Raw genomic sequence first — 20,633 nt, forward strand, 5'->3', positions numbered from 1 at the left:
TAGATGGGGGTGTTCAGGCGGCGCACTGTTCGTCGGGGTAGGCGCAGGGCACGCACATGCCCAGCGAGGCGGGGATGACGTAGCCGGCATCCCCGCGGCACTTCGGGCAGGTGCGACGCGCGGTGTTCGCCTTGGCCAGCGCCGCCCACTTCGCCGGGGTCATCGGACGGACCGGCTTGGCGTCGTCGATGCGGTACAGGTAGGCGATGAGCGGGCCGCGCCGGTAGCGCGGGCGCAGAACCTGTGCGGCGACCGGCTGTCCGCCGGGCCGCAGGCCGCGGGCGCGGAGCTGGCGGTAGGTGGCGTAGCCGTCGGGGGCGCACTTCCAGGGGAAGGTGGGGATGCCGTGGCGGGCGCCGGTCGGGTCCAGGCACTTGCTGTACCCCCAGGCCATCACCGGCCGCCCACGGCGATCAGGTGCGGCTGACCGTGCCCGTCGTCGCCGGCTGTGCGGTGCTCGGAGTAGCGGGCGGACACCCACCCCACCGACCAGCCGCACAGTTCCACCGCGGCGCGCACCGACAGATCCGACGCGAACGCGGCAGCCACGATGCGACGGGCGAGACCCTCTTCGAGCCGCGTCTCGGCCGGGCCGCGGGCAAGGAGCGTAGCCCTTTCCTGCTCCGCCCGCTCCTGCCGCTCAACCTGTTCACGGGCCTGCCGCTGCTGTTCACGCTCGCGTTCACGACGCTCACGCTCACCCTGCTCGGCAGCCTCCTGCGCACGCCGTTCAGCGGCCTCCCGGACGGCGTGTTCACGGGCCTGTTCACGCTGTTCACGCTCGCGTTCGCGGCGTTCACGAGACTCCCGCTCGGCAGCCTCAGCCTGCTCGCGGGCGGCCCGTTCCTCACGGCGTGCCCGCTCTTCCCGCTCGCTGTGCTCACGGGCGAGCGCGGCCTCGTGCTCACGCTGTTCACGTGCCATCACGGCCGAATGCTCACGCTCCTCGCGGGCCTCGGTGCGGGCCCGCTCGGCACGCTCGCGGGCCGCTTGCTCGCGCCGCTCCCGCCCGGCTTCCTGCTCGGTCTCCAGCGCCGTGACGGCGGCGGCGATGGCGCGGCGGTAGGCGAGGCTGGTCTCCGCGGTGACGATCAGCAGCAGCGGCGCCACCGCGTGGACGGCTACGCCCACCAGGTCTTTCTTCAGTGCAGAGTCGGCGGTGTTCAGGGCGAGAGTCATCAGCCCGGTCATCCACCGCAGCACCACCGGCCATCTGCCGCCGTGTCCCCCGAGGCGGGCGAGCACGTCATCGAGCTTGACCACGATGACCACCGCGGCATCCACCACCAGCGGCAGAATCGGCGCCGTCCACGCCCATTCGTCCGGCGTGTGGGCGGACATCAGCGGAGTGACCGTCAAGATCGAATACAGCATGGCGCCGCACACGATCAGCCACGTCCCGACCGACAGGGCCCGCTCCGCTGAACGCACTTGAACAGCGTTCACGCCGCACCCCCCAGCTCCCCGGGAACGGACGGGTGCGAGCGGTGGAATCCGTTGGACGCGGGGTCGTAGATGAACGCCTCACAGCGCCACGTGAACGCGGCGGCCGGGCGTTCATCGCACGGCTTCCAGACGTGATCCGCCGGGAATCCATGGGTGGCGGTGTCCGCGTGCGCGTCGGCACGGCAGGCGTAGACGGCGTGCGGCTCACCGTGGTGCAGGAGAACGGTGAGAGTGTCGCCCTCAAGCGGCCAGCGCTCCGACTCCTGACGCAGTCGGCGGATCTCCAGGTCCTTCAGCAGGAGTTCCTGCTGCGCCGCGGACAGCTCCTTCACCGCCGCGGACAGAAGCACGCCCACCTCTGACATGGCCGCCTCTGCCCGCTCGGCACGACCGGTGACCGCGAACAGCGCCCGCACGTGCTCACCGAACGCCACGCCCGCGCTCACGCCGGCCTGCCGTGCATCCTCACGGGCTGCCGCGGCGTCCGCCGTGAGCTGCTCAAGGCGGGCGGTGCTGATCAGGCGGATCATGCCGCGCCCCCGACCAGCACCGGAGTGCAGACGTCGCCGTAACCGATCAGCTCCAGGTCGGCGCCACCGTAGGACGCCGACGCGCGCAGGACACGGGTCCGGCCGCCGCTCTGCTCGCGGTAGGTCACCGCGTCCGGCGCGACCCCCAGGGCCTCCCGCCACTCCTCGAACTCCATCAGCCCCTCGTGGAGCGAGAGTTGCAGCCGGTTGGGGAAGATCGGCGACAGGCTCACGGTCGGCGCCGGCAGGTGCCCGAAGTCCGCAGCCAACAGACGCAGGGCCCGCAGCGGCGCGACCAGGTTGTCCAGCGTCGGGGTCTCGGCACTCACGCGCCCACCCCCATGCCCGTCGTGGAATGGTTGGCCAGCGTCGCGTGAGCGATCAGGACGCGGTGCAGGGCCCTGCGCAGCCGGCGCTTGTCGACATCGGCGGGCGTGCGGTCCATCAGCGCGATCCGCACGTCCAGCAACTCGACCTCCGCGTCGATCAGCGGCGTCTCCACCGCGATCACGTCAAGCTCCGCATCCGTCGGCTCACGGTCGAACCCGTCGCCGACGGCGGCGTGAAGTGCAACGATGTGCTTCATGGGTCGTGGACTCCTAGCAGGTGAACGGCCCAACCGCGGTCCCCGGGTCGCACCCCGGGGACCGCTCGCCGTTGAGGAGGAAATCCGCACCCGACAGGTGCGGCGCGGCCACCGAGCGGCGGCCGGAGCGCCCCGGGCGAGATTCGGTCTCGCGCCCTTCGCGGCTGGATGCCGGGGCTCATTGCGTGAAATCTCAGAGGTCAGCGACCGCGGAACGCCCAACGGGTGAGCGCGCTGACCTGGTCGGTGACGTCGGTGACGCGGCCGGACCCCAGTTCGTCTGCGCGGTCCTCCAGTTCCTTCGCCCGGTCGTCACGGCCGTGGGCGCGTGCCCAGTCGGCGGCGTCGCGGTTGTCGTCGGCCTGGCGCCGCATCCGGTCGGTGAGCTTGCCCATGCCTGGTTCCTCTCAGGTCTGCGAACAGGTGACGGAGCGTGCCCCGGGCCGGATCCGATCCGGCGCCCTCACGGCATGCCTGCCGGGGCTGGTGGGGCAAGGTCAGCGCTGTACGACGGGCTTGGCCATGTCGCGGTGGCGGACCGTGACCGTGTGACCGGCCGCGGTGAGCCGCTCGGCCAGAGCACGGGCGAACGTCGGGGCACGGTGCCGGCCGCCGGCGCATCCGTCAGCGACCGTCACCGTTCCGGCGCTGGGACCGGACGCGAACGCGGCCACCGCCGTCGCGGTCGCCTCGACCAGGGCGGCGATACCGGGCGTGCCCATCACCGCCGCGCGGACCGGTTCGTCGTCGGCGGTCATGTAGCGCAGCTTGGGCGACACGTGCGGGTCACGGAAGTGGTGCCGCAGGTCGATCGTGAGATGCGCCGCCGGCTGCGCGTCGTGCAGATAACCGAACGAAACGATCTCGACAGTCGCGGGCATACCGACTCCAAGAGGCGAGGGGGTTTTCCGGCTCCCTGCCACCCCGCCCGTACGGCCAGCACGCGCAGCGCGGTCGGACGGGCGGGGGAGGCAACCGGCCGCAGCGCTAGCCGCTGCGATGGCAGGTAAGGGGCGGACCGGTTCGGCCATGAGCGCGTGCGCTCCACTCACTGGCTCGGGTGTCGCACTGGCACTGCCGGCCGGTCCATCACGGCGGCACCCAAAGGGTTCGTCGAAGCATCAGAACTCCCAGGTCGAAGGGGCAGGGAACAATCACTGCAAGGGGGACCATGTCCCCACACGCCGGCCGTTGCTCGCGGTCGCCGGGCCACCTCGCCAGTACGGGCCGAAACCCTGTTCTGCCTGGCCTTTAGCGGGATTGCAGCGTCCCCGCCCTCTGCGCATGCGGCATGAAGCCGCCTTCCAACCGAGCTGTTCGTTCGGTCGTTGCGGTACCTGTTTTACAGGTACCGCATAGGGGGCCGTCAAGCTTGCTGACGGAACCTCTTGGTTTTGCGCCGGGACTTCTTGGCGCACATTCAGAATGGCCGCAGGTCAGGGGAGTTGTTCACCTCGCACGTAGACAGCTTGGGGAGTTCTGGCTACCTTCAAGAAGTCCCTAGACGTCCCACCGGGGGTGCAGATGTCCAATGAGCGTTTGCGGTCGGCCCTGTTAGCCCGGAACATGACCGTTCAGAGCCTGGCTGAAGCGATCGACGTCAACCCGAAGACCGTCGAACGTTGGATCACGCAGGGCAAGGTGCCGTACCGGCGCCATCAGTACGCCACCGCTACGGTTCTCAAAGTCGACGTCACGACGTTGTGGGATGATGGCCGCGCAGTAGAGACGGCAACGGACCTGACCAAAGCCGAGATTGCCACGGTGTTCCCGCATCGCCACACGGTGCCGTCCGGCTTCTGGCGCGACATGTACGACAGGGCGCAGGAGAGCCTTGACGTGCTGGTCTACGCCGGACTCTTCCTCTCAGAAGACCCCGTGTTCCACGACCTCTTGAAAGCCAAGGTGGCGGCGGGCGTCCGCGTGCGGATCCTGTTGGGGGACCCCGATAGTGCGGCCGTTCGGCAACGCGGCGTAGACGAAGGCCACCAGATCATGGATGGCAAGATTCGCAACGCTCTGGTGCTGTACCGCCCGCTACTGCGGGGCCATCCGGGCATCGGCTTCCGGCTGCATGACTCGACCCTCTACAACTCGATCTACCGCTCCGATGACGAGATGCTGGTAAACCCGCACGTCTACGGCATCGGCGCGTTCATGGCCCCCGCCCTGCACCTGCGTCGCCTGCCTGGTGGCGGCCTGTTCGATACATATGCGAATAGCATCGATCACACGTGGGAGCACGCCCGCCCGATCACGGAACGCGACATCACGGGAGCCTGACCATGGGACGCATCGACTATCTGCACGACCCCGACGCCCCGCCAGCGAACTCCGTCGTGCCCTCTGTTGTGGCGTTCGTGCAGAACGACGCTGACCAGGTACTGATGATTCAGCGGTCCGACAACGGCCGTTGGGCGCTTCCCGGTGGCGGCCATGACGTGGGCGAGTTCATTAGTGACACCGTCGTCCGTGAGGTCTGGGAAGAGACCGGTGTCAGGGCCGAAGTTGTCGACGTGTCCGGGATCTATACGGACCCCGGGCACGTGATGCAGTACGACGATGGCGAAGTCCGCCAGCAGTTCAGCATCTGCTTTCGCGCCCGTCCGGCTGGCGGCGAACTGCGTACCAGCAGCGAGACGACACAGGTCCGCTGGGTTGCCCCTGCGGACCTGCCAGCGCTGGACATCCACCCCACGATGCGGCTCCGTATCGAGCACGCCATGGACCGGACACGGACGACCCCCTACGTCGGCTGACGCTTGGCGGCGGCGACCCTTTCGAACACACGTGAGGTGCATCCGAGGATCTCCGGTTCCGCGCGCCGGATGAACGTTCCGATCAGACTTTCCGGGCCGTACCTTCCGGTGATCTCGTTGATCCGGTCGATCGGGTTTGTGGGTGTGCCGTCCGGAGTCGTGTTCATGTCGCAGTAGCAGAGCGCGTCGTTCAGGTGCACCCCCTCGCGCGGAAACTCGCTTTCAAGCTCCGCCCTCAGGCCGCGCGCCTCTGCCTCCATCCATGAGCACGAGTGATGCGCGACCAGGTTCACGACTCGTTCGTCAGCGTTCGCGACGTCACGGAGGTAGCGAGCACCATCGAGCGGGTGGAAGCCGGTCTTGGCAAGGTCCGGGGCGTAACCGATGTCGTGCAGCACGGCGGCGGCTTCCAAGAGCTCCGCATCCTGCCCAAGAATCGGTGCGATGGTGCGCGCCCGCTCGGCGACGCCTAGGCAGTGCTTCCAGCGCCGTGGCAGAGGCTCGGCTAGCAGGGACTCGGCCAGGGGATACGCCCACTCCAACAGGTCCGACAAGCTACGACCGTTCCTCTCGAATCGGCACGGCGCGAACGGTCCGCACCTTGCCCTGCCCTCCACTCGCCAGCACGCCGGCGGCCTCCAGCTTGTCCAGTGCTTTCGTCATGGTGGGACGTGAAACCCCGAACCGCTCCGCCAGCACGGACGCACTGGGGAACGCTGCCCCGACTTCGAGGTCTTCATCCGCGATGACGTCCGCGATGCGCTGTTCCAGCGGTCGCCGGTCGTTGGGCGCTCCGGGCCGTACAACGCGCCACCGGCCGCCGGGTACCGGCTCGGCAACGCCATCCTTCTGGAGAACGCCGAATGCCCGGAGCGCGACCCCTCGCGAGACGTTGTAGTCGCGCATGAGATCGGCAGCAGAGGGGAGTTCCGACATACCGGGGTCTGCCTCGATCTGGGTCTTCACTGCCTCTGCTACCTGCATGAACGTCCCCCGCGGGCTGGCCTGCTGGGACACGCAGTCTCCCTCCATGTCGCCGATTGTCAGCCTCCAGCCTCGCACGTGCCACGTACCGCGCGGCAGTCTGCGGCGGCGACCGCAAGCCCTCCCCGCCCGTCGGCTGCCTCGGTCCTGCTGCGGCAGATGCAGAGATCGAACGACTTGCGGAGTTTCGTGTACATCAAGGCGGCGTTGCCCAGAGAATCACGGACATGAGTACCACATCGATCGCCCTCGGGATGCAGGGAGCCGGTCGCTGGTACTCGGGCAGACGTTGGAACGTGAGATGGATTTCAGGCAGCGCAGGAAGAAAATGTGGAGGTCCCTCCGGTGAACCAAAGAGAGCCGGATGAAAGAAGTCAAGATTCCGCTGAGGAAGATTATTCCGCCCCTTTGTCGCGCGGTGCACAGATAGGTGCCGGTGCAATCGGGGTTATTCTGACAGGTGGTGGTGCCGTTGCGGTATTCGTGGCCGATAATCAGGCTGGAACAGTGGCACTCATCCTGGCTGGTGCCATTTTCTTGCTCATGATGTTTGGAGGCACCCCCCTCCACAGTTTCGGTTTTGGTGAAGCGAATCTTAGATTTGCCAGAAAGCGTCAGGAAGTAGTCAATGAGGCCATTGATTCTCCGCCAGAACAGGCGCCACGTGTCTTGCGGGACCTTGAATCAATCGATAATCAAAACCGAGGACCCGATCCGACCGTAAATGCTCTTACTGAGCGCGTGTATGAGGATGCTCTTTCCTACCTCCTGAGCTTCAATCCCGACTATTCCGTCATACGTGAGAAGTCGGTCGGTCCAGGCAGGAGGGTTGATATTGCACTCGAACTCCCCTCTGGTAAACAAATTGTGGTCGAGGCCCGCTATTACAGGAGGGGAAATCCTGTCGATTCTAGGTCAATCGATCAGGCGGCGGGATATCACGCGATTACTCGGTCCCCGGTGTTGTTGGTGAGTAACTCTCCGTTGTCTGAAGTGGGAGCGCATCATCTTCGTGCGCTACAAGATTCTGGGGCAGAGGTGCACTTTGTGCAATGGGTGCCTGGCGGCGATGGTGATCCTCTCAAGATTGCAGTCGAGCGCTTGGTGCAACAAGTGGCATAGGTGCCCGGGATCAGTCGGCGCCTCAGATTGCATCATCATCGGTTGGGGGATGCGTAGGCTCCTGGGCTGGCCCTGGGCCGTCGGAGGATGGCCCAGGGCGACCAACGTCGACCACCAACGGCCTCCCGCCCGTCGGCTGACGCTGCGCAAACGCCGATCAGGGGAGGTCGCTCACAGGCTGCACCACTTCCTGGAAAATAATCTGGCAGAGATCTACCGAGAAGTTCGCACTCGCCGCTTCTCCACCCTGATTTCGTGCCACTACGACCCGAAGACGCTCGAAGTCCTGGAGAGTCGACGCGGCACCCCGCTGTATCGACACGAAGGCTGAGAGCATGCGCGTCGCGATCGACACCCAACCCGGCGGAGCGGCCCCCAATGAGGATTGGGTGGCCGGTACGCCGACTCTCGCCGTCGTGCTGGACGGACTCAGCACGGCGGGCCTGGACACCGGATGTCGACACGGTGTGCCTTGGTATGTGAGGAACCTCGGCAGTCAGCTTGTCGCCGCGCTTGCCGACTCGGAAACCTCGCTCACGGCTGGCCTGGCGCGGGCCCTCGAAGGCGTGGCGACTCTGCACCCTGAATGCGACCTCGGCAACCCCGGAACACCTTCGGCAACGGTTGCGATCCTGCGGCAGCGGGAGGAATGCCTAGTCCACCTGGTCTTGGCAGACTCCCCCATCGTGCTCGACGGCCCTCAGGGCTTATCCGTGATCACTGACCTGCGGGTGGATCAGATCCTTCCCGAGTTGAAGGCCGAAGTGGCCCAGCACGAGACCCATACAGCAGGGCACAAAGAGGCTCTGCGGAACCTTGTGTCCGCGCAAAGGGAGACTCGCAACACGGCGACTGGATATTGGGTCGCAGCCGCCGGCCCCGACGCAGCGGAACACGCTCTGACTGGCAGCGTTCCCGCCGAAGAAGTACGCGCCGCCGCCCTGCTCTCCGACGGGGCAGCCTGTCTCGTGACCGACTACGCCATGTCGACCTGGCCCGAAGTCTTCGCGACGCTTCGAGCCGGGGGACCGCGAGAGTTGATCGAGACCGTCTGCAAGGTGGAGGCCACGGATCCCAGGGGGCAGCGGTGGCCGCGCTACAAGTCCGGGGATGATGCGACGGTGGCCTATTGCCAATGGTGAGAGCGGGGGCGTGGCCCGTGAGGAGCGGGGGCTCGATAGCTCTTCGAGTCCCGACCTAGGGTTGGTCCCGTATCAGATGAAGGTGTAACTCCCGCGGCTGTCGCTATTAGCGCGACGACGCAGACGGCTTGGTGGCGTTGCGGCAGGTCCCACGAAAGGCTCTTTGCAGTGAAGCTATTTATGGACGAGTCAGGAAACGGGAACACCTCCCAGCCGCTGATCGTCGGCGCGGTTGAACTGGGTGAAGATGCAGATGACATAGAGAGGAAGATTCGGGATCTACATAAAAGGCTATCCGTGAAGAGTAGCCTGGCCGGACTTCCCAGCTTCGAAGAGTTTCGCAAGAACGGTTTTCACAGCTCGACCGATCCGTTAGAAGTATCCGGTCCATTTCTAGAGTTCATGCGGACCATCTTCTTTCGATCATACATGGTCGTAACCGATCGAAAAGGTGTCCCGAGCGACACGGAATCCGGGGCGATCGAGTCCATGTACGTGAAATTGCTGAGTGATCTATCGATCCGCCATCGCCGCGAATCTGAGTTGCTTTGCTACATAGAGCAGAGCGAGGGCATGGCGGCAATCATTCGCCGACTTCCCGATAACGTCGCCAGGCAGGCCTACAAAACGATCAGCAAAGCCACACCATTGCCGCAGTTGAAGGTCACGATGGTCGCAAAGAGTGACTACATGTCTACGGCCATCATCGACTATGTCATTGCAGCAGTAAGCAGATGGCTCCAAGCGGACTGCACCACAAAACCGAAAGACTGGGCCTATAGGGCATTCCGCGAGATCGAGCCGTCCATTTCCATGCTCTATTCATTCGAGCGCGGTCGCATCTCTAGCCGCAAGGACCCACTTCATTGAAGCGTGATACACTCGCGTGCGAGGTAGGGTCGCGGTCAGCGTTGTGCGCGAGTTCGCGTGCGTTGCATGATAGTCCTTGCATGGGAGTGCGACCCTACCTCGCTTTGTCCCATCACAGGGGGGGGCAGTGCCGTACTCAGTTGAAGACCTGGCGGAGCAAGCCGGCGTATCGATCGAAATCCTAGAAGCGCTGTCCTCGGCTCTCCCTGCGGGCGCCGGGCGGCTCTACGATCAGCGGATATACCGCAAGAAGCACGGCGGAATACGAGAAGTATTCAATCCGAGGCAACCCTTGGCTACCATTAGCAAGAATTTGCATCGAAGCTGGAGCTTTCCACACCTGTTCTCGTATGATCTACCCAATCATGTTCACGGATTTGTTCGCGGGCGTTCCACGGTCAGCAACGCCAGTCAGCACCTAGCAAAACCGTGCGTTTTGCGTATGGATCTTGAGGATTTCTTTCCGTCAATTGGCGCCGCGACAATAAAGACTGCATTGCGAGAGCAAGGCTACGAAGAGAAAGCCGCGGACATTGCCGTCAATCTCGTCACCATCGGCGGCAAGCTGCCAATCGGACTTAGCACTTCACCCCTCCTGTCTAATTTGGCCTTTCTGGGCACAGACCGATCCCTCGCCCAGTACGCGCAGTCAGAGGGCTTGTCGTTTACACGCTATGTCGACGATCTCACATTCTCCGGTGATGTCACTGACCGCCATTCGGTGGATATCGCTCAAATCCTCGACGACGCCGGCTGGTCCGTGAACACGCGCAAAACCGCTTTCATGCGCCGCGGTGGTCCACAATACGTCACCGGCTTGTACGTCGGTGAATCGGACGGGCCACGAATCCCGCGTCAGCTAAAGCGTAAGATGCGATGGATTTCGCACGTAATATCGAAATTCGGTTACTACACCTATATGAGCGAGTTCGGCGGCGCGGCCGAGGTGATGCTTCGGCGTCGCCTGTTGGGCTGGGCATGCTATATCGCCGCAGTGGAGCCAGACGTAGGTTTTCCACTATTGCGGGAATTCGATGAGCTGGTTCCGGAGCCAGATCAGGACATCTACGATCTCCTCTAGGTCTGCACCCATCACCGGGCCGTCTGTGGGCCGTCCGAAGGTGGCCAACGACGAACAACAACGACGAACAACGACAGCGTCGACGCTGGTCACAACGGCCCCCTGAACAGGGCCCCGTGGTAGCGGCCCTGCATCATCAATTCTTCGACGTGTGATCCGGCCGGTCCGCGTCCGCGGGCCGTTGTCGTCCGAAGGCCGTCATCCCGTACCGGGGTGGCGGCCTTCGCGGTGCGGGGGGGGGGGGGGGGACGTACGGGAGAGGTGCGGGGTCAGTCTTCGGCCGGCTCGGGGATGCGCCAGACGATCTCGAAGCGCAGGTGCGGTGGCAGCCCGAACCGGCCCACGGGACCGATCGACTTGATCAGATAGCCGAAGATCTGGTGGTGGGCGTCCTCGGACAGCTCGTGCCAGGTCTCCGGAGTCGCGGTCATGACCTCCCGCATCAAGGAGGCGTCCGACTCCGCTCTCAGCATCTCGACGCGGGTCTCCCTGTCCATGGTCCGGTCGGCGTGCATCGCGCTGAACGACCGCTGGAGCAGGTTGGGTTCGACCGCGAGGCGCCGGCGGATGCGGTCGCAGCCGTACCGGAAGGCCGTGTGCATCTCGACCGCCTCCTGGTTCGGGAACCGGTAGCCGAAGGGGCTGCCCTCGTCGGCGCCGAGGTAGTCGCCCTTCAGGGTCCGCAGGAGCACCCGCAGGGCGAGTTCGGCGCCGTGCTCCTCGATGAGACGGACGCCGGCCTGCACCCAGTCGTCCTCCGAGACCTGCGGCTCGTGCGGCACGGCCAGCGACGGGTCGATCTGGATGGCGTTGAACGGGTTGATCATCATGGCCATCACCGACTCGGCGTCCCACTTGCCGTCGTCAGTGCCCCAGCCCTGCGACAGGGCCAGTTCGCGGGGCGTCCTGATACCGCCCGGCTCCCCCTCCCGTACCGCGCGCCACAGCGGCAGGAAGCGTGCCACCTCGGCCGTCGGGTCCCGGGGCGGATTGACGCAGGCGGCGGCGAGCACCGCCACGATCGACTGAACCGTCTCCCAGCGCGGGACGGTGAGGCCCTTGAGGGTCGTACGGACCCCTTCGTGGCTGACGGCCGCCGGGTGGTCGTCGTCCTCGGCGATCAGCGTGCTCACCTTGCGCATGCCCGGACTGCCCGCCGCGCGATGGAGTTCTTCGAGGGCTCGGACCAGCTCCCGATGGGCCTCGTTCGGCTGGAGGGCGGTGTCGGTCACGGAAGGTCGGTTCCTCTCGGCCGTGCGGACGACGGTCCGAATGGCCGTCAGATAGTGCCAAGAGTGTAGAAGTCGCAGGCCGGTCGCCCTGTGTCAGATTCCGTCAACTTCCCCGTCGCGGCCGCCAGACGACGACAAGCGGCCGGGGTGTGCCCGGAGCATGGAGCCAGCGCCGTGCGCGAACCGGCGCCGCCCTGTGAGGAGTTGCCCGCCCATGCACATCCCCGAGTACGCCCATGCCCTGATCCGGGCCGCGCTGCCCACCGTACCCACGTCGCGGCACGTGGGCGCCGTGGACTGCTGTCTCTGCGACGAGCCGTTCGAGGACCGGCTGCCGGTGGCGCTCGGCCCGACGCCGGATTCAGGGCTGTTCGGCTGCCACTCCTGTCTGCGCCGGCTGGTCACCCGGGCGCGACGGGCCCGCGACGCCGCGCTGACCGAGGGCGCCGAACAGGCTCTGGCGGCGGAGGCGGCGTGGCAGCCGGTCCGGGCGGCGCATCAGGCCCGGCTCGACGGTGTGCGGCAGGCGGCGGAGGCCGTCGCCGAGCTGGCGGGCGGCGATCGGGCCGAGCCGCTTCAGGTCGCCTGGCTGCTGATCTCGCTGGAGTCCGCGTACGCCTGGATCCCGGAGGCGCCGGAGCCGCCCGCCGCCGACGGGGACGACGCGAAGGAGTTGAAGGAGGAGGCGTTCCGGCTCGACCTGGCCATGATCAGCGCTCGGGAGGCGGTCGCGGAGCGGCTGGTCTATCACCTGATCAACGAGGCGCAGCCCCCGGAACCCGAGATGTGCGAGGAGTTCGAGTGTCCCGAGGGCTGCTCCGGACGCCATGACACCACCCATGTCGACTGCGGGCCGGACGAGATCTTCGAGGACCTGGCCCGGCACGACGTGGTTGTGGAACAGCCGCCGCCCGAGCCGCCGTCGCCCCGCCTCACGGCTCTCCTGGAGACCACCGGGGACCAGGAGGAGCGCTCCCCGGCTCCGGACATCGAGAAGGAGATGCCCGCCGTACTCGGACGTCTCGGCATCGACACGGACGACATCGAGTGCCTGGTGAGCGCCGCGGCGGTCGGCCTGGTCGCCGACGCCTGGCGTGAAGGCCCGCTGGACCGGATCCACTGGGCCGAGGACGGACCGAGCGACGGAGAGGTCTTCGCGCAGAGCGTCGATCTCCACCGCTGGGCACGCTCCGCGCTGCTGGCCGCGCGGAGCGAGGGGCCCGAGGAACTGCTCGCGTTCGTGGCCATCGCCTCGGACCTGGATCTTCCCTGGGCCGGTGGCTCGTCCTTCACCCTGCGGGCGGTGTCCGTGCCGGTGGCCGAGTTCGTCGCGAACGTCGAGAGCCGGGTCTGGTTCACCGGGGAGGTCATGCGCGAGCAGGGCTGGCGCGCGGCCCTGATGCACAGAGCCTTCTCCGCGGCGTGCCGAGCGCCCCGGCATTTCGGCATGCCGGGCTGGCCCGATGCCGTGAGCGAGGCCATGGAACGTCTCTCCGGGCTGGACCCGTCCCAGGTGCCCGCGGCGCTGGCGGACCGGGCCGCGGTGGAAGCCGCGCTGCTCGAAGCTCCCGACCGCCTGGGCGCGGAGGCGCTCGACTGGCTCACCCGTCATGCGCTGCTCGACTAGCACGTATGGATCCCGCTCGCCCGGGATCGTGGAGGGGGCGCTGTGAAGTGGGACGAGGTGACACTCGTGATCCTGGCGGCGTCCGGCTGTCTCACGCTGCTGCTGGCGCAGATCAGCGAGGTGCTGTCCCGGCTGCCGCAGCTCATCCGCGCATGGCGGGAGGTACGGGCGGAGCTGGGTGGGCGGGGCGAGCCGGGTGGGCGGGGCGAGCTGGGTGGACGGGGCGAATCGGGTGGGCGGGGCGAGCCGGGTGGACGGGGCGAGCCGGATGGGCGGGGCGAGCCGGGCGGGCGGGGCGAGCCGGATGGACGGGGCGATCCGCGTGGGCGGGGCGAATCGGGTGGGCGGGCCGAGCCGGATGGGCGGGGCGAGCCGGGTGGACGGGCCGAGCCGGATGGGCGGGGCGAATCGGGTGGACGGGCCGAGCCGCGTGGACGGAGCGAGCCGCGTGGACGGGCCGAGCCGCGTGGCCGGGCCGAGCCGGATGGACGGGGCGAGCCGGGATCGCAGGATCCGGCCGGTCCCGGAGGCCGCCGGGGCGAGGGCTGATCCACGCCACGCACGCCACGCACGCCACGGGCACCACTCACGCCAGCCCGCGCCCCGGGACGGTGACCGGCGGCGCCTGTATGTGATCAACTTCTGACCGAGGTGTGATGCGCCCGTGCCCGATCGTCGTACCGGACGGTGGGGGCCGGGCGTATTTTCTTGGTGAGGGACGTTGTAGGGAGCAGGACCGAGGGACACGGGGGTGGACCGGGATGGGTGAGAGCGGTCAGGACGACCACGAGCGCGAGTACGACCTGAAGTGGGCGGACAACGCGTCGCACAAGGAGCCGTCCGCGCGGGCGCGGATGCTCGCCGCGCGCTGGAAGGAGAATCCGCCCGGTCCGGTGCCGTTCCGCCCCGAGCCCGACGGGCGGCGGGGGCCGGTGCGCCGGCGAATACGACGGTCGCGTGTGCGGGGGCCGCGGAGCCGGTCGCCGTGGGTGTCGACGGTGGTGATCCTCGGGCTGGTGTTCGGTGTGATCGTGCTGCTCGGCTATCTGAACGTGCGCTCGCCCTACTGACCGGCCGCGCGGTTTAGCCGTTCCTTAGTGGGCTTCCGTAGAGGAAGCCTTTGCGGCACCGGGGGGCGTTCGCGACCGTCGTATGGGACGGGCAGGTGCACACTGGGCAGTGGGACGAGTGCCCGACCGCTAGATGGTGCGGGGTGATGCACATGCAGAGTCGCTTTCGGAGCGATCGACGGCTGACCGTGCGGATGACGGTCACGATGTTCCTGCTCGGGCTGCTGTACGTGGCCTTTGTCGCCGCCTTGATCGTGTTGTTGAAGTCGTGGCTCGTGGTCGTCGTGATCATCGCCGCGCTGTTCGTCGCGCAGTTCTGGTTCTCCGACCGGATCGCGATGTTCGCAATGCGCGGGCGGGTCGTGGAGCGCGAGGAGTATCCCGAACTGCACGCCGTGGTCGACCGGCTGTGCGCGATGGCCGACATGCCGAAGCCCGTGGTCGCGGTGTCGGACCTGGACATGCCGAACGCATTCGCGACCGGGCGCAACGCCGACCATGCGGTGGTGTGTGTGACCACCGGTCTGCTGCGCCGGCTGGAGCCGGCCGAGCTGGAGGGTGTGCTCGCGCACGAGCTGTCGCACGTGGCGCACAAGGACGTCGCGGTGATCACTATCGCCTCGTTCCTCGGCGTGATCGCGGGTCTGATCGTACGGTTCGCCTTCTACTCCCAGCTGTTCGGCGGCGGCCGGCGGGACCAGAACACCGCGGTGATCTTCGCGGCGGTGATGGGGGTGTCCGCGGCCGTCTACGCGATCAGCTTCCTGCTGATCAGGGCGCTCTCCCGGTACCGGGAGCTGGCGGCGGACCGGGCCGCGGCGCAGCTCACCGGGCGGCCCTCGGCACTCGCCTCCGCGCTCACCAAGGTGAGCGGTGACATCGCGAGGATCCCGACGAAGGACCTGCGTACGGCGCAGGCCTTCAACGCCTTCTACTTCACCCCGGCGCTGGGCGCCGAGCCCGGTGTGGCCCGGCTGTTCTCCACCCACCCGAGTCTGGAGCAGCGGCTCGAACAGCTGGGGCGGATCTCCGCGGAGCTGGGCGAGGCGGCCACTCCGGGGAACGTGGGGTGAGCATGGGGCTGCTGGACATCCTGCTGGGACGCAGCAAGCCGGTCGCGCCCGATCTCGACCAGCTGTTCGCGCTGCCGTCGGCGGCCGTGACCCTGGAGGCCGCGGCCGCCTTCACGCCCACCGGTCGGGGCGCGGTGTGTTTCGCGACGGTCGAGGGCGAGGCGTTCGAGCAGACGCACCGGGAGGTGCAGGCGCTGCTGGACGCGGACGCCGAGCGCACCGGGTCGCCGGTCGAGCTGACGCAGGACGGCTTCGGCTACTCGTGGCTGGTCTCGCGCCGGGCACCGGACGAGCTGCCGCAGCTGGTCAACGACCTGCACGCGGTGAACAGTTCGATGGAGGTCAACGGCTTCGGGCCGCAACTGCTGTGCTCGGTCGCCGGGTTCGAGGAGAGAGCCGGCGGGCGCAGCCTGGCCCTGGTGTACCTCTACAAACGTGGCACCTTCTATCCCTTCGCGCCGCTGCCGGGTGAGCAGCGGCGCGACAACGCGCTGGAGCTCCAGGTGAAGGCGGCCCTCGCGAACGACCTGCGGATCGAGGAGGACCTCGGCCGCTGGTTCCCGCTGTGGGGCGCGCCCGGCCTGTAGCCGGGACGGTCCCGGCGCCGGGCCGGGCTCAGCGCTGGGTCTTCTCGCGCCGCTGCCGGCGCGTCTGGAGCGGACGCTCGCGCTGGTAGCGACGCTCCCACCGGGCCTGCTGGTCACGGCGGTCGCGGTAGGCCTTGTACGAGCCGGGCGTGACACCGGCGCCGCCGCCCGAGGAGCCCGAGACGGGCCCGGCGGTGGCGTCGCGGCCGTAGCGGACGTACAGGAAGAGCACGGCGACCGCGGCCAGCCAGTAGAGCGGGTTCTGGAATCCGATGACGACCAGGACGACGGTCCCGGATATGACGATGGTGCCCATGACGGGCCTCCGTGGGCGTGCGTGGTTCGGAGCGGTGGCGGGTGGTTCCCCGACGGGGCGCCGGGGAGGGGCGACCGGCCGTCGATTGCGTCGAGAGTAGCCCCGAGTCCACAAGCTGGTGCCGGTCGTGCGGAAAGCGATGGCGGGCTGCTCCGCAACGTGTCTCCAGAGTAGGAAGTCCGTCACTCCGTGTGCATCTTCTTTTCCGGGAGCGGGCCGCCGCGGGGGTGTCCCGGTCGCCGTGAGTGAATGGACGGCATGGCCGAACTCCCTCTCTCCTACGGTGATCTCACCCACGACGTCCCGGGCGCGCCCGGCGCCAACGCCGGCGCCGAACGCCTCGCCGTGACGCACCGCGCCGCGACGGCGTCGCACGGCGAGGAGACACCGACCGTGGTGCTCCTGCACGGCGCCGGTACCGGCAGTAAGGAGCGGCTGCTCCCGCTGGTGGTCGAGTTCGCGGCGCACGGCTGCCGGGCGCTGGCGTTCGACTTCTCGGGGCACGGGGACAGTTCGGGCGAGTTGTCGGCGCTGAGTCTGCGGCGGCGCTTCGAGCAGGCGGTGTCCGTGATCGACGCACATGTGCCGGAGGAGGCGCCACTGGTGCTGGTGGGCTTCAGCATGAGCGGGCAGACGGCGGCCGATCTCGCGGGGCACTACGGCGAGCGGGTCGCCGCGCTCGGGCTGTGCGCGCCGGCGGTGTACTCGGCGGAGGCCTGGGACGTCCCGTTCGGCACCGGCGACGGCCGTTTCTCGCGGCTCATCCGCACACCGGACAGCTGGCGCGGGGCCCCGGCCCTGGACACGCTCCGTGCCTACGGGGGCCGGGCGGTGCTGGCCGTACCGGGCCGGGACACGATCATCCCGGCGGCCGTCACCGAGGCCGTCGAGGACGCCCTGCGGACCCGCGCCCGGTACACCCGCCTGGATCTTCCGGACGCGGACCACTTCCTGGGTCTGCGGTTCCGCGACCACCCGGACGACCGGCGGGCGTTCGTGACGGCGGTACTGACGGCGGTACCGGGCGACTAGGGCGTGTTTCGAAAGTCCCGTCGTCCGCTCGGAGGGCGGGCCGAGCGGCGTCCGGTGCGTGCTCTCGGCGTGCCGGGCGGAAGCCCTCGTACTGGTTGTACGTGGGCTTTCGTCCGGTGCGGCGAGAGTGCGTGCCGGGCGTCGCTCGGCAGGCGGGACTTTCGAAACACGCCCTAGGGCCCGTCCGGCGGACGGGCCCCGGGCCGTGGACGCCGGACGCCGGGCGCCGTCGCGAGGACGGGGCGCCCGGCGCGGGAACCTCACCGGCTGTAGCGCATGAACGCCCGCACCATGTGGCACGTCGTGTCCGACGGCGGATGCACACCGATCGTCTCCGCAGTGCTGCGGATCGTCTCGTTGCGGGCCTGGTTGGGCATGTAGACGCCGGAGTCGAGCAGGGCGATGGCGAGGCGCATCGCCTTCAGCCGGCGGTTGTGCGTGACGTACCACTCGCGGGGCCGCCCCGGCGGCAGCGGCCGCTTCTCGACCGGCTCACAGGGCAGTTCGAGCAGGACGGGACGGGTCGCGGTGGACTGGGTGGGCAACGGCTTGGGCTTGAGTGCGGCAGCGGGCACAGGCATCCTCCTGTCGCGGCAAGGGCACAGACCGGGGCTTCGGCACCCCGGGGCCTCCCTCGAACACTGCTTCTATTTTACTACCCGCCACTGACAAAAGGCCCTGGCCACAAGGGCTTTCGGGGGCACCCGGACATCCGGTCACCAACTCCCGTGTGACGTACGTTACTTCAACTGACTCCCGTGACCGCTGAGTAACTCCGTTCGGTCCCTCGTACATACCGGCGTACGCACCCCCACCTCCCAGGAGGCGTGAATGTCGCGCAGGAGAACACTCAGTACGAAGAAGAAGATCGCGCTGCTGGTGACCGCGGCGGCCGTGGCCGGCGGGGGCGCCTTCGCGATGGCGGCCACGTCCAACGCGGCGCAGACCGCGGCGGACTCGACGGTCTGCCAGGGCCTCGCCACCGCGTTCGGCAACAACGAGCGGTTCATCGCCGACCAGCGGGCCAACCCGGACTCGCAGTCCGCGGCACGGATCGCCAACCGCGAGGCCGTGCTCGACCAGATCAAGGTGCAGCAGGAGGCATCCGGCTGCGTGGCCGGGGAGTCGGCTCAGGGCTCCCAAGCCGCGCCGCCGAGCCAGGGCGCCGGTGACCAGGGCGGCGAGGAGGCCGCGCCCCCGGCCGAGGCCGCACCGCCCGCCGAGGCCGCACCGCCGGCGGACGACGCACCGCCCGCCGGCTCCGGCGAGCAGGTCTGCAACGGCTCCACCGTGACGCTCTCCGGCGAGGGTGGCGCCCCCGCCGCGTCCAGCAACCAGTTCCCGGCCGGCACCCAGCTGAAGGTCACCAACCTGGACAACAACAAGTCCACGACGGTGGAGGTCACCTCGGTCTCCGGCAGCTGTGCCCTGCTCAACAACGCCGCCTTCGAACTCGTCCGCGAGCCGGGCAAGTTCCTCATCCGCAACGCGCTGATCGAGAAGGTGGGGTGACGCCTCTGCCGAGATCCCCGCTGAGGCGGCGGCCCGCTGTGTGAGAGGCCGCCACCCGGTACGTGTCACCGGCCCCGCCGCTCCCGGCCAGGAGCGGCGGGGCCGGCGTACGTCCGGGCTCCACCGGGGTGGGTAACACCGGGTTCACACGTGGGCAACGGCCGGGAAACCGCCTGTTGACAGGCTCCGGGCAGCACCGGCGGCGCCCTTGTGCGCAGCGCCCGGCTCCCAGGCACCGCCGCACCCGCGAGGCGCGCCCGACCCACCCCGAAGGATGAAGCCCGTGACCTTCAAGGCTGAGTACATCTGGATCGACGGCACCGAGCCGACGGCCAAGCTTCGTTCCAAGACGAAGATCCTGGCCGACGGCGCGAAGGGCGACGACCTGCCGATCTGGGGCTTCGACGGGTCCTCCACCAACCAGGCCGAGGGCCACGCGTCGGACCGGGTGCTCAAGCCGGTCTTCGTCTGCCCGGACCCGATCCGCGGCGGCGCGGACGTCCTCGTACTGTGCGAGGTCCTGAACACGGACATGACCCCGCACACCTCGAACACGCGGGCCGCGCTGGTCGAGGTCGCCGAGAAGTTCGGCGCCCAGGAGCCGATCTTCGGTATCGAGCAGGAGTACACGTTCTTCGACGGCGCCCGGCCGCTCGGCTTCCCCGAGGGCGGCTTCCCGGCCCCGCAGGGCGGCTACTACTGCGGTGTCGGCGCCGACGAGATCTTCGGCCGTGACGTCGTCGAGGCACACCTGGAGAACTGCCTCAAGGCGGGCCTCGGGCTGTCCGGCATCAACGCCGAGGTGATGCCCGGCCAGTGGGAGTTCCAGGTCGGCCCGCTGGCCCCGCTGGAGGTCTCGGACCAGCTGTGGGTGGCCCGCTGGCTGCTCTACCGCACCGCCGAGGACTTCGGTGTCTCCGCCACCCTCGATCCGAAGCCGGTCAAGGGTGACTGGAACGGCGCCGGAGCCCACACCAACTTCTCCACCAGGGCGATGCGTGAGGGCTACGACGCGATCATCACCGCGTGCGAGTCGCTCGGCGAGGGCTCCAAGCCGCTCGACCACGTCAAGAACTACGGCGCCGGCATCGACGACCGGCTGACCGGTCTGCACGAGACCGCCCCGTGGAACGAGTACTCGTACGGCGTCTCCGACCGTGGTGCCTCGGTGCGTATCCCGTGGCAGGTGGAGAAGGACGGCAAGGGCTACATCGAGGACCGCCGCCCGAACGCCAACGTCGACCCGTACCTCGTGACCCGCCTCATCGTCGACACCTGCTGCTCCGCGCTGGAGAAGGCAGGCCAGGTCTGATCCCGACCCGTGCGAAGGGCGCCCGCCGTGACGGTGGGCGCCCTTCGCGTTTCGCGACCACAGTGAAGCGGGTGACGGTTGAGGGGGTCGGGTTCCGGACGTCCGGTGTCCGAGCCGTGAGAAGGAGGGTCCGGTCATGGGGGGTCATCTGCTTCAATGGGGCCATGGCCAGCATCCAGAACTCCCCCGCGCCGGGTCGCCATGACCTCGAGCCGTTCTGGCCTTCCCGTCAGCACGACGACTTCGACCGGGTGTGTTGCCGCGCGACGACCGCGCCGGCCCGCTGACGCCGTACTTTCTCGGCCCTCGGCCTGCGCGACACGACGTACGTCCCCGACGGACCTCTCGCGCG

The 20,633-nt window shown here is 68.1% G+C and carries 26 protein-coding genes; 14 read left to right on the plus strand and 12 right to left on the minus strand.

Annotated elements, in window-relative coordinates; all coding sequences use genetic code 11:
- Nucleotides 1-13 precede the first annotated feature (13 nt).
- The 7 genes from ACIQAC_RS02245 to ACIQAC_RS02275 form a co-directional block, all read right to left on the minus strand.
- Entirely contained in the window at nt 14-394 is a 381-nt protein-coding gene (locus ACIQAC_RS02245; RefSeq protein WP_402186170.1) for an RRQRL motif-containing zinc-binding protein, read from the minus strand.
- Complete coding sequence (locus tag ACIQAC_RS02250; RefSeq protein ID WP_402186171.1) at nt 394-1,446, minus strand: DUF2637 domain-containing protein; 1,053 nt, start codon at nt 1,444-1,446, stop codon at nt 394-396. The genes ACIQAC_RS02245 and ACIQAC_RS02250 overlap by 1 nt, the downstream gene beginning before the upstream one ends.
- Nucleotides 1,443-1,976: a hypothetical protein gene (locus tag ACIQAC_RS02255; RefSeq protein WP_402186173.1), complete on the minus strand. Its 534-nt coding sequence runs from the start codon at nt 1,974-1,976 to the stop codon at nt 1,443-1,445. Before ACIQAC_RS02255 ends, ACIQAC_RS02250 begins: the two co-directional genes overlap by 4 nt.
- Nucleotides 1,973-2,305: a hypothetical protein gene (locus tag ACIQAC_RS02260; protein ID WP_402186174.1), complete on the minus strand. Its 333-nt coding sequence runs from the start codon at nt 2,303-2,305 to the stop codon at nt 1,973-1,975. The genes ACIQAC_RS02255 and ACIQAC_RS02260 overlap by 4 nt, the downstream gene beginning before the upstream one ends.
- A complete protein-coding gene (locus tag ACIQAC_RS02265; protein WP_402186175.1) occupies nt 2,302-2,562 on the minus strand; it encodes a DUF6284 family protein in 261 nt (86 codons plus the stop codon). Before ACIQAC_RS02265 ends, ACIQAC_RS02260 begins: the two co-directional genes overlap by 4 nt.
- Nucleotides 2,563-2,762: 200 nt before the next feature.
- A complete protein-coding gene (locus ACIQAC_RS02270) occupies nt 2,763-2,957 on the minus strand; it encodes a hypothetical protein (RefSeq protein ID WP_402186176.1) in 195 nt (64 codons plus the stop codon).
- 102 nt (nt 2,958-3,059) lie between these two features.
- Complete coding sequence (locus tag ACIQAC_RS02275) at nt 3,060-3,443, minus strand: ATPase (RefSeq protein ID WP_402186177.1); 384 nt, start codon at nt 3,441-3,443, stop codon at nt 3,060-3,062.
- 685 nt (nt 3,444-4,128) lie between these two features.
- On the opposite strand from ACIQAC_RS02275, the gene ACIQAC_RS02280 reads away from it, so the two are divergent.
- Complete coding sequence (locus ACIQAC_RS02280; protein ID WP_402186178.1) at nt 4,129-4,845, plus strand: XRE family transcriptional regulator; 717 nt, start codon at nt 4,129-4,131, stop codon at nt 4,843-4,845.
- A gap of 2 nt (nt 4,846-4,847) precedes the next feature.
- Nucleotides 4,848-5,321, plus strand: a complete 474-nt coding sequence (locus tag ACIQAC_RS02285; protein ID WP_402186179.1) for an NUDIX domain-containing protein — start codon at nt 4,848-4,850, stop codon at nt 5,319-5,321.
- Here the strand turns inward: ACIQAC_RS02285 and ACIQAC_RS02290 are convergent.
- The gene (locus ACIQAC_RS02290) at nt 5,309-5,875 is read right to left on the minus strand and encodes an HD domain-containing protein (protein WP_402186180.1); all 567 of its coding nucleotides are present in this window, start codon (nt 5,873-5,875) and stop codon (nt 5,309-5,311) included. The two genes, ACIQAC_RS02285 and ACIQAC_RS02290, sit on opposite strands and share 13 nt — an antisense overlap.
- Before the next feature lies 1 nt (nt 5,876).
- Complete coding sequence (locus ACIQAC_RS02295; protein ID WP_402186181.1) at nt 5,877-6,338, minus strand: GntR family transcriptional regulator; 462 nt, start codon at nt 6,336-6,338, stop codon at nt 5,877-5,879.
- A gap of 312 nt (nt 6,339-6,650) precedes the next feature.
- Here ACIQAC_RS02295 and ACIQAC_RS02300 point away from each other — a divergent pair, with 312 nt between their 5' ends.
- The 4 genes from ACIQAC_RS02300 (at nt 6,651) to ACIQAC_RS02315 (ending at nt 10,520) form a co-directional block, all read left to right on the plus strand.
- Nucleotides 6,651-7,427, plus strand: a complete 777-nt coding sequence (locus ACIQAC_RS02300; protein WP_402186182.1) for a hypothetical protein — start codon at nt 6,651-6,653, stop codon at nt 7,425-7,427.
- Between the two features lie 335 nt (nt 7,428-7,762).
- The gene (locus ACIQAC_RS02305) at nt 7,763-8,569 is read left to right on the plus strand and encodes a hypothetical protein (protein WP_402186184.1); all 807 of its coding nucleotides are present in this window, start codon (nt 7,763-7,765) and stop codon (nt 8,567-8,569) included.
- 180 nt (nt 8,570-8,749) lie between these two features.
- The gene (locus ACIQAC_RS02310) at nt 8,750-9,439 is read left to right on the plus strand and encodes a hypothetical protein (protein ID WP_402186185.1); all 690 of its coding nucleotides are present in this window, start codon (nt 8,750-8,752) and stop codon (nt 9,437-9,439) included.
- Nucleotides 9,440-9,566: 127 nt separating this feature from the next.
- Nucleotides 9,567-10,520, plus strand: a complete 954-nt coding sequence (locus tag ACIQAC_RS02315) for a reverse transcriptase family protein (RefSeq protein ID WP_402186187.1) — start codon at nt 9,567-9,569, stop codon at nt 10,518-10,520.
- 269 nt (nt 10,521-10,789) lie between these two features.
- On the opposite strand, the gene ACIQAC_RS02320 is transcribed toward ACIQAC_RS02315, so the two are convergent.
- Nucleotides 10,790-11,752: a hypothetical protein gene (locus ACIQAC_RS02320; protein ID WP_402186189.1), complete on the minus strand. Its 963-nt coding sequence runs from the start codon at nt 11,750-11,752 to the stop codon at nt 10,790-10,792.
- A 214-nt stretch (nt 11,753-11,966) separates the two neighbouring features.
- Here ACIQAC_RS02320 and ACIQAC_RS02325 point away from each other — a divergent pair, with 214 nt between their 5' ends.
- The 4 genes from ACIQAC_RS02325 to ACIQAC_RS02340 all read left to right on the plus strand — a co-directional run bounded on the left by ACIQAC_RS02325 (nt 11,967) and on the right by ACIQAC_RS02340 (nt 16,109).
- Entirely contained in the window at nt 11,967-13,379 is a 1,413-nt protein-coding gene (locus tag ACIQAC_RS02325; protein ID WP_402186190.1) for a hypothetical protein, read from the plus strand.
- A gap of 761 nt (nt 13,380-14,140) precedes the next feature.
- Nucleotides 14,141-14,449, plus strand: coding sequence for a hypothetical protein (locus tag ACIQAC_RS02330; RefSeq protein WP_402186191.1), 309 nt, complete (start codon nt 14,141-14,143; stop codon nt 14,447-14,449).
- A 152-nt stretch (nt 14,450-14,601) separates the two neighbouring features.
- Complete coding sequence (gene htpX, locus ACIQAC_RS02335; protein WP_402186193.1) at nt 14,602-15,522, plus strand: zinc metalloprotease HtpX; 921 nt, start codon at nt 14,602-14,604, stop codon at nt 15,520-15,522.
- Nucleotides 15,523-15,524: 2 nt separating this feature from the next.
- Nucleotides 15,525-16,109, plus strand: a complete 585-nt coding sequence (locus ACIQAC_RS02340; RefSeq protein ID WP_402186937.1) for a hypothetical protein — start codon at nt 15,525-15,527, stop codon at nt 16,107-16,109.
- Between the two features lie 28 nt (nt 16,110-16,137).
- Here the strand turns inward: ACIQAC_RS02340 and ACIQAC_RS02345 are convergent, their stop codons facing one another.
- The gene (locus ACIQAC_RS02345) at nt 16,138-16,425 is read right to left on the minus strand and encodes a hypothetical protein (protein ID WP_402186194.1); all 288 of its coding nucleotides are present in this window, start codon (nt 16,423-16,425) and stop codon (nt 16,138-16,140) included.
- A gap of 258 nt (nt 16,426-16,683) precedes the next feature.
- Between ACIQAC_RS02345 and ACIQAC_RS02350 the strand changes: the two genes are divergently transcribed.
- Entirely contained in the window at nt 16,684-17,457 is a 774-nt protein-coding gene (locus ACIQAC_RS02350; RefSeq protein ID WP_402186196.1) for an alpha/beta fold hydrolase, read from the plus strand.
- Between the two features lie 260 nt (nt 17,458-17,717).
- Here ACIQAC_RS02350 and ACIQAC_RS02355 read toward each other — a convergent pair whose 3' ends face one another.
- Complete coding sequence (locus ACIQAC_RS02355) at nt 17,718-18,032, minus strand: hypothetical protein (protein ID WP_402186197.1); 315 nt, start codon at nt 18,030-18,032, stop codon at nt 17,718-17,720.
- A gap of 256 nt (nt 18,033-18,288) precedes the next feature.
- On the opposite strand from ACIQAC_RS02355, the gene ACIQAC_RS02360 reads away from it, so the two are divergent.
- From ACIQAC_RS02360 to ACIQAC_RS02370, 3 genes are all read left to right on the plus strand, one after another.
- The gene (locus ACIQAC_RS02360; protein WP_402186198.1) at nt 18,289-18,969 is read left to right on the plus strand and encodes a hypothetical protein; all 681 of its coding nucleotides are present in this window, start codon (nt 18,289-18,291) and stop codon (nt 18,967-18,969) included.
- A 283-nt stretch (nt 18,970-19,252) separates the two neighbouring features.
- Nucleotides 19,253-20,281 (plus strand): glutamine synthetase, encoded by a 1,029-nt coding sequence (glnII, locus tag ACIQAC_RS02365; protein WP_402186200.1) that lies wholly within the window; start codon nt 19,253-19,255, stop codon nt 20,279-20,281.
- Nucleotides 20,282-20,445: 164 nt separating this feature from the next.
- On the plus strand, nt 20,446-20,568 hold the full coding sequence (locus ACIQAC_RS02370) for a hypothetical protein (RefSeq protein ID WP_402186201.1): 123 nt from the start codon (nt 20,446-20,448) through the stop codon (nt 20,566-20,568).
- Nucleotides 20,569-20,633 lie beyond the last annotated feature (65 nt).

Source organism: Streptomyces sp. NPDC088387 (genome assembly GCF_044753385.1).
Lineage (GTDB): Bacteria > Actinomycetota > Actinomycetes > Streptomycetales > Streptomycetaceae > Streptomyces.

Bases quoted from the DNA above. Each gene is read 5' to 3' on its own strand.
- ACIQAC_RS02265 (WP_402186175.1), bottom strand. From the start codon at position 2,562: ATGAAGCACATCGTTGCACTTCACGCCGCCGTCGGCGACGGGTTCGAC.
- ACIQAC_RS02340 (WP_402186937.1), top strand. From the start codon at position 15,525: ATGGGGCTGCTGGACATCCTGCTGGGACGCAGCAAGCCGGTCGCGCCC.
- ACIQAC_RS02305 (WP_402186184.1), top strand. From the start codon at position 7,763: ATGCGCGTCGCGATCGACACCCAACCCGGCGGAGCGGCCCCCAATGAG.
- ACIQAC_RS02245 (WP_402186170.1), bottom strand. From the start codon at position 394: ATGGCCTGGGGGTACAGCAAGTGCCTGGACCCGACCGGCGCCCGCCAC.
- ACIQAC_RS02310 (WP_402186185.1), top strand. From the start codon at position 8,750: ATGGACGAGTCAGGAAACGGGAACACCTCCCAGCCGCTGATCGTCGGC.
- ACIQAC_RS02255 (WP_402186173.1), bottom strand. From the start codon at position 1,976: ATGATCCGCCTGATCAGCACCGCCCGCCTTGAGCAGCTCACGGCGGAC.
- ACIQAC_RS02325 (WP_402186190.1), top strand. From the start codon at position 11,967: ATGCACATCCCCGAGTACGCCCATGCCCTGATCCGGGCCGCGCTGCCC.
- ACIQAC_RS02275 (WP_402186177.1), bottom strand. From the start codon at position 3,443: ATGCCCGCGACTGTCGAGATCGTTTCGTTCGGTTATCTGCACGACGCG.
- ACIQAC_RS02280 (WP_402186178.1), top strand. From the start codon at position 4,129: ATGACCGTTCAGAGCCTGGCTGAAGCGATCGACGTCAACCCGAAGACC.
- ACIQAC_RS02350 (WP_402186196.1), top strand. From the start codon at position 16,684: ATGGCCGAACTCCCTCTCTCCTACGGTGATCTCACCCACGACGTCCCG.
- ACIQAC_RS02285 (WP_402186179.1), top strand. From the start codon at position 4,848: ATGGGACGCATCGACTATCTGCACGACCCCGACGCCCCGCCAGCGAAC.
- ACIQAC_RS02330 (WP_402186191.1), top strand. From the start codon at position 14,141: ATGGGTGAGAGCGGTCAGGACGACCACGAGCGCGAGTACGACCTGAAG.
- ACIQAC_RS02370 (WP_402186201.1), top strand. From the start codon at position 20,446: ATGGCCAGCATCCAGAACTCCCCCGCGCCGGGTCGCCATGACCTCGAG.
- ACIQAC_RS02270 (WP_402186176.1), bottom strand. From the start codon at position 2,957: ATGGGCAAGCTCACCGACCGGATGCGGCGCCAGGCCGACGACAACCGC.
- htpX (WP_402186193.1), top strand. From the start codon at position 14,602: ATGCAGAGTCGCTTTCGGAGCGATCGACGGCTGACCGTGCGGATGACG.
- ACIQAC_RS02345 (WP_402186194.1), bottom strand. From the start codon at position 16,425: ATGGGCACCATCGTCATATCCGGGACCGTCGTCCTGGTCGTCATCGGA.
- ACIQAC_RS02360 (WP_402186198.1), top strand. From the start codon at position 18,289: ATGTCGCGCAGGAGAACACTCAGTACGAAGAAGAAGATCGCGCTGCTG.